The organism is uncultured Nitratireductor sp. (assembly GCF_913053745.1).
Lineage (GTDB): Bacteria > Pseudomonadota > Alphaproteobacteria > Rhizobiales > Rhizobiaceae > Nitratireductor.
Genome location: NZ_CAJXGF010000194.1, coordinates 1 through 7,124 on the forward strand (window position 1 = coordinate 1; position 7,124 = coordinate 7,124).

At 60.1% G+C, this 7,124-nt stretch carries 5 protein-coding genes and 1 pseudogene; all 6 read left to right on the forward strand.

All coding sequences use genetic code 11. From position 1 onward, the window contains the following. Positions 1 to 255: pseudogene (locus QZ638_RS21355) on the forward strand (hypothetical protein); the annotation flags it as partial. Between the two features lie 152 nt (positions 256 to 407). Further along, positions 408 to 2,288, forward strand: coding sequence for an extracellular solute-binding protein (locus QZ638_RS21360; protein WP_295814252.1), 1,881 nt, complete (start codon positions 408 to 410; stop codon positions 2,286 to 2,288). Further along, a complete protein-coding gene (locus tag QZ638_RS21365) occupies positions 2,285 to 4,174 on the forward strand; it encodes an extracellular solute-binding protein (protein WP_295814254.1) in 1,890 nt (629 codons plus the stop codon). The genes QZ638_RS21360 and QZ638_RS21365 overlap by 4 nt, the downstream gene beginning before the upstream one ends. Before the next feature lie 54 nt (positions 4,175 to 4,228). Further along, positions 4,229 to 5,341, forward strand: a complete 1,113-nt coding sequence (locus QZ638_RS21370; protein WP_295814255.1) for a microcin C ABC transporter permease YejB — start codon at positions 4,229 to 4,231, stop codon at positions 5,339 to 5,341. Continuing rightward, positions 5,341 to 6,492 carry an ABC transporter permease gene (locus QZ638_RS21375; RefSeq protein ID WP_295814257.1) on the forward strand — a complete coding sequence of 384 codons (1,152 nt, stop codon included), beginning with the start codon at positions 5,341 to 5,343 and terminating at the stop codon, positions 6,490 to 6,492. Before QZ638_RS21370 ends, QZ638_RS21375 begins: the two co-directional genes overlap by 1 nt. A gap of 11 nt (positions 6,493 to 6,503) precedes the next feature. Next, the coding region (locus QZ638_RS21380) for an ATP-binding cassette domain-containing protein (RefSeq protein WP_295814259.1) at positions 6,504 to 7,124 on the forward strand (621 nt) is incomplete at its 3' end.

A 7,124-nucleotide genomic window follows, 5' to 3' on the forward strand; every position in this document is an offset into this window, starting at 1 on the left:
GCCGCGCCGGCAGAGAGCGAAGAAGCACCGGCTGCCGAAGGCGAAGAAGCGCCTGCAACCCAGAACGAAGAAACACCGGCCGCCGAAGGCGAGGAAGCCCCCGCCTCCAGCGGTGAAGAAGCGCCTGCCGACGCGGGTGAGGAAGCACCGGCTGAGGAAACGACCACCCCGGCCGATGAGCAGGATGGTGAAGAAGCAGCACCCGCCGAGGAAACACCAGCCGAGGAAAACGGTGGCGCGACATCCGGCAACTAACGAAAATTTAATATCATAGAACTTGAAAAAGCCGGTTTCGACCGGCTTTTTTGTTGGTTGAATGATCGTCGCCGAAAACCGTACACCCTTGCCATGCGCGGGTGATGGTCTACCTTTCGGCTGGGAACAAAAACAACGACGAGGAGCATGCCATGCGGGTAATCGGTGCGACAGCGACAAGGGCGGCTTGCATCGCCGCGGCTCTTCTGTTCGCCAGTCACCCCGCAAACGCCGAAGACGAATGGCTTACAAGCTCGTCCCTCATCCAGCCTGAAGGCGAACAGGGGCCTTTCGAGCGATACGATTACGTGAACCCCGACGCACCCAAGGGCGGCACGATCAATTCCGTCGCGCTCGGTACGTTCGACAGTTTCAATCCCTTCATCGTACGCGGCACCCAGGCCGCCGGTCTGAATTATTTCGGCGGATTTCTCTGGGATACGCTGATGCAGCAATCGCTTACCGAACCGAGCACCAGTTATCCGCTCGTTGCAGAAGCCTTCAAACATCCGGACGACAATTCGTCCGCAACCTATCGCATCAACCCGAAGGCGCGCTGGCACGACGGCAAGCCAATCACGGCGGAAGACGTGGTTTGGTCTCTCAACATGCTCAAGAAGCACAGCCCGCAACACACCCGCTATTTCTCGAGCGTGGTCGAGGCAGTGGCCCTTTCGGAGCGCGAGGTGGAATTCCGCTTCGACCAGGAGGGCAACAAGGAACTCCCCCACATCATGGGCGACCTGCCGGTTCTGCCGAAGCACTGGTGGGAGGGCACGGACGCCAACGGCAAGAAGCGCAACTTCACCCAACCCACGCTCGAACCGCCTCTCGGCAGCGGTCCCTACGAGATCGAAAGTTTCAGGCCCGGCTCGGAGATCGTCTGGAAACGGGTGGAGGACTATTGGGCCGCCGATCTGCCGGTCAATGTCGGACGCTACAATGTGGATCGGCGCAAATACACCTATATCCAGGACGAGAACGCAGCCTGGCTCGCCTTCACCAAAGGCGGACTACAGGACATCCGCGTCGAGAATCGCTCGCGCCGCTGGGCCACGGAGTATACCTTTCCGGCCTTCAACGACGGCGACGTCATCAAGAAGGAATTCCCGACCGGCGGAGCTGAACCCATGCAGGGCTTCGTCCTTAACACGCGCCGGCCCAAATTCCAGAACCGCCGCATCCGTGAGGCCCTGACCCTCGCCTTCAATTTCGAGGATATGAACCGGACGCTTTTCTTCGACAGCTATACCCGTACTGACAGTTATTTCGAGGGGTCCGAGCTTGCCGCCACGGGACTGCCGGAGGGCCGCGAGCTGGAAATTCTCGAAGAGTTCGAAGAGAAATTGCCGCCGGAACTTTTCACGGACGAGTTCAAGCTCCCGGTCTACGACAATCCGCAGGCGGAACGGACCTATCTGCGCGAAGCCATAAAACTCTTCTCCGAGGCGGGATGGAGCATCAAGGGCGGCAAGATGACGAACGATGGCACCGGCCAGCAGTTCAGCATCGAATTTCTCGGCAACAGCCCTACCGACGAGATCACGACCGGCCCCTACATGGCAGCACTGCGCAAGATCGGCATCGATGTGTCGTTGCGTATCATCGATTCCTCCCAGTATGTGAATCGCATCCGCAACTTCGATTTCGACGCCGTCGCGAGCATCTTTGCCAACTCGCTTTCACCGGGCAACGAGCAACGCGAGTATTGGGGATCCAAGGCGGCAGATATTCCCGGTTCCCGCAATCTGGCAGGCGTCAAGAATCCAGTGGTCGATGCGCTGGTCGAGAAAATCATCTATGCGCAGACCCGCGAGGAACTGATCGCGGCCAGCCGTGCGCTCGACCGCGTGCTCCTGTGGAATTACTATTGGGTACCGCAATGGCATGCGCCCTACATCCGCATAGCCTATTGGAACAAGTTCGGCATGCCGGAGAAACAGCCTGAATATGCCGGTGTGGACCTTGAATCCTGGTGGGTCGACCCAAAACGCGAAGAAGCGCTGACCTCGAAATACCGGAGCCAGAATTGAACCGACGCGCTCTGCTGCCCGGACGAACCTCGCGTCGGAATTTCCTGACGATCGCCGGCGCCGCTCTGGCCACGCCCTTCTTGCCGCGCGATTTGTTCGCGAATGTTGAGACCGGCACACCGCTCCACGGGCTATCGGCCTTCGGCGATCTGAAATACCCGCCGGGTTTCAGCCATTTCGACTATGCCAGTCCGGAGGCGCCGAACGGTGGCACCTTCAACTTCCAACCCGGCTACTGGTACTTCAACCAGAACGTCCTGACCTTCAACACATTGAACGCCTTCGTGCGTACGGGCGACGCACCGCCGCGCATGGAGATATGTTTCGATTCACTCATGGTGCGCGCCTATGACGAGCCGGATGCGATCTACGGGCTTTTGGCCGAGAGCGTAACGCTTTCGCAGGACCGCAACGGGTTCACCTTCAAACTGCGGCCGGAGGCGCGTTTTCATGACGGAACGCCGGTGACCGCCGAGGACGTGGCCTTTACCTACACCATGTTGAAAGAGAAGGGGCATCCGCAGCTTCGCCTGCCGCTGACCGAACTGACGGAAGCCGAAGTAGGGGAACCTGATACGATCCATCTTCGGTTTTCCGGCCGGCAGGCACGGCGCAACATTCTCACAATTGCCGGCTATCCGATCTTTTCCAAGGCGTTTGTCGAAGAGAACGGCTTCGACAGCTCCGGCCTTGTCCCACTGCTCGGCTCCGGTCCCTACAAGGTGGGACGGTTCTCTGCCGGTCGCTATGTCGAATACGACCGGGTGGAAGACTACTGGGCGCGCGATCTTGGCCCGGCCAAGGGCTTCAATCATTTCGACACGATCCGCATAGATTTCTATCGCGATCGCAATGCCGGATTCGAGGCTTTCAAGAAAGGTGACACCTTCTGGCGCGAGGAGTTCACCTCCCGCGTGTGGGCCACGGGCTATAACTTCCCGGCCGTTCGCGAGGGGCGCGTCTTGCAGACGGAGATTCCCGGCGAAAAACGTCCGCAACTCTATGGCCTTGTGCTGAACCAGCGTCGTGAACAATTCAAGGATGTACGGGTCCGCGAGGCCATCAGCCTGTGCTTCGACTTCGAATGGACCAACCGCAATCTCTTTTACGACACATACACACGCTCACACTCCTTCTTCGAGCGATCGCCTTTCGTAGCCGAGGGGGATCCTTCTGCCGAAGAACGGGCGCTTCTCGACCGGTTTCGCGGCGAGGCACCGGAGGCGGCCTTCGGTGAAGCCGTTACACAGCCGCTTTCCGACGGCTCTGGACGCGATCGAAAGAATCTGAGGCGTGCGCGTCAATTGCTGATGGACGCCGGCTGGAGCCCGCGTGGCGGTGTTCTTCACAACGAAGAAGGCACCCGGTTCACGCTCGAATATCTGGTGCGGGACGAAATCTTTCTACGCCAGGACGCGAGCTTTGGAGAGAACTTGCGGGCAATCGGCATCGATGCCTCGACGCGGCTGGTGGACGCGTCACAGTATCAAAGCCGGCAGGCGGCCTTCGATTTCGACATGATCTCCATGGCCATCGGTCTGACAGCCACACCGGACGCGGATGGACTCGAGCAAATCTTCCATTCGCGCACGGCAGGTGTCGAGGGCTCCTACAACTTCGCTGGCACGGCCGACCCGGTGGTCGACGCACTGATCGATATCGCCGGCAAGGCGGCAAGCCGCGATGAGCTGACCGTAACGCTCAAGGTGCTGGACAGGGTCTTGCGCGCACGGCGCGACTGGATTCCAAATTGGCATCTGACGAATCACCGCGTGGCCCACTGGGACATGTTCGGCTATAGCGACAACAAGCCGGATTATTTCTTCCCGGTGGAATCGCTTTGGTGGTTCGATGAAGAAAAGGCGAAAGCGATTGGCAAGGCTTAAGGACGGCGTGGCAAAACTACCAGGATACCCGAACGCAAAGAAAGCAGCAGTCTGATGGGCGCCTATATCCTCCGTCGACTGCTTCTCATGATCCCCACATTGCTGGGAATTATGGCGATCTCCTTCATCGTTGTGCAGTTTGCACCGGGCGGCCCGGTGGAGCAGGTTATCGCCCAGATTACCGGCCAGGCCGGAGGTGCCGATGCACGCATTTCCGGAGGCGGAGGCGATTTCGGCAATCAAGGCTTTGATGGCAGCTCCGTCGAAGGCGGCGGCGTGACCTCGAAATACCGCGGCGCGCAGGGCCTCGATCCCGAATTCATCGCGTCGCTTGAAAAGCAGTTCGGCTTCGACAAGCCGCCGCTCGAACGCTTCGGTCTGATGATCTGGAACTATGCACGCTTCGACTTCGGCGAAAGCTATTTCCGCGACATTTCGGTGATCGATCTGATTCTGGAAAAAATGCCCGTGTCGATCTCGCTTGGGCTCTGGATCACGCTGATCTCCTACGGCATTTCCATTCCTCTCGGCATACGCAAGGCCGTGAAGGATGGCTCGCCCTTCGATGTATGGACCAGTGGCGTGGTGATCATCGCCTATGCCATTCCCGGTTTTCTCTTCGCCATTCTGTTGATGGTTCTTTTCGCCGGCGGCTCCTTTTTCGACTGGTTTCCGCTGCGTGGCCTCACATCCGACAATTGGGAAAGCCTCTCATGGCCCGCGCGTATCCTCGACTATTTCTGGCACCTCGCCCTGCCGCTGACGGCCATGGTACTCTCGGCTTTCGCTACGACAACATTGCTGACCAAGAACTCCTTCCTGGATGAAATCCGCAAACAGTATGTCATCACCGCGCGTTCCAAGGGCCTCTCGGAACGTCAGGTGCTCTATGGCCACGTGTTCCGCAACGCCATGCTCATCATTATCGCCGGCTTTCCCGGTGCCTTCATCTCGGCCTTCTTCACCGGATCGCTGTTGATCGAGAGCATCTTCTCGCTCGATGGGCTGGGCCTTCTCGGATTCCGCTCCGTCATTGATCGCGATTATCCGGTCGTCTTCGCCAATCTCTATATCTTCTCTCTTCTGGGCCTGGTCATCAGCCTCATCTCCGACGTGACCTACACCCTGATCGATCCACGCATCGACTTCGAGCGGAGGGATGTGTGATGTCGGACGTACAGGTGCAAAGCGAAGTTGCGGCCGCACGCCGACCGAGATCGCGGCCATGGCTCTCGCCGATCAACAAGCGCCGTTGGCAGAATTTCTGCGCCAATCGGCGCGGCTACTGGTCTCTGTGGATATTCCTGGTCCTGTTCGTGCTGTCGCTGTTCGCCGAGTTCATCGCCAACGACAAACCGGTTCTCGCTTATTACAAAGGCGAGGTGCTTTTCCCGGTTCTGGTCGACTACCCCGAAGAGAAATTCGGCGGTTTTCTCGCCGTAACCGACTATCGCGATCCCGTCATATCGGAGGAGATCGCGGCGAATGGCTGGATGGTCTGGCCACCGATCCGCTATTCCTATCGAACGGTCAACAACGAGATCCCGGAGGCCGCGCCGGCAAAGCCTTCCTGGATGTACACCGAGGATGAGCGCTGTCAACGCTATATGATGGGTGCGGACGATCCTGCCTGCACGCCCGGGAACTGGAACTGGCTCGGCACCGACGACCAGGCGCGCGACGTGCTTGCCCGGCTGATCTACGGGTTCCGCATCTCGGTGCTGTTCGGCCTGATCCTGACCGCCTTCTCGGCGGTGATCGGCGTCACCTTCGGCGCGATCCAGGGCTTCTTCGGCGGCTGGACCGACCTGATCGGCCAGCGCATCATCGAGATCTGGTCGTCGATGCCGGTGCTCTACCTGCTGCTGATCATCGCGGCGATTCTGCCGCCGGGCTTCTGGATCCTGCTCGGCATCATGCTCTTGTTCTCCTGGGTCTCGTTCGTCGGCATCGTGCGGGCGGAGTTCCTGCGCGCGCGCAATTTCGAATATGTCAACGCGGCGCGCGCGCTCGGCGTGCCGAACCGCACCATCATGTTCCGCCACCTGCTGCCGAACGCGATGGTGGCGACGCTGACCTTCCTGCCCTTCATCCTGAACGGCTCGATCACCACGCTGACCTCGCTCGACTTCCTCGGCTTCGGCCTGCCGCCCGGCTCCGCGTCGCTCGGCGAACTGATCCTGCAGGGCAAGAACAATCTGCAGGCGCCGTGGCTCGGCTTTTCCGGCTTCATCGTCATCTCGCTGATGCTGTCGCTGCTGATCTTCATCGGCGAGGCGACGCGCGACGCCTTCGACCCGAGGAAGACGTTCGGATGACGGATTTGCGGATGACCGACGCCCCTCTCCTTTCCGTCCGCGATCTCTCCGTCGCCTTCACGCAGGGCGGCGAGACTTCGACCGCGGTCGACCGCATCTCCTTCGACATCGCCGACGGCGAGACGGTGGCACTGGTCGGCGAATCCGGATCCGGAAAATCGGTCTCGGCGCTGTCGGTGCTGAAGCTGCTGCAATATCCGGCGGCGAGCCACCCCTCGGGTGAGATCCTGTTCGACGGCAAGGACCTGCTTTCGGCGAAGGAAGCGGAATTGCGCAAGGTGCGCGGCAACCGGATCGCGATGATCTTCCAGGAGCCGATGACCTCGCTCAATCCGCTGCACACGGTAGAACGGCAGATCGGCGAGACGCTGAGGCTGCACGGCTTCCGGGAAACCGACATCCCCACGCGCACGCTGGAACTGCTCGACCAGGTGGGCATCCGCGACGCGGCCAAGCGGCTGAAGGCCTATCCGCACCAGCTGTCGGGCGGCCAGCGTCAGCGCGTGATGATCGCGATGGCCCTGGCCAACCGGCCGAAACTGCTGATCGCCGACGAGCCAACCACGGCGCTCGACGTCACCGTACAGGCGCAGATCCTGCAGCTGCTCGACGAGCTGAAGCGCGAGGAAGGC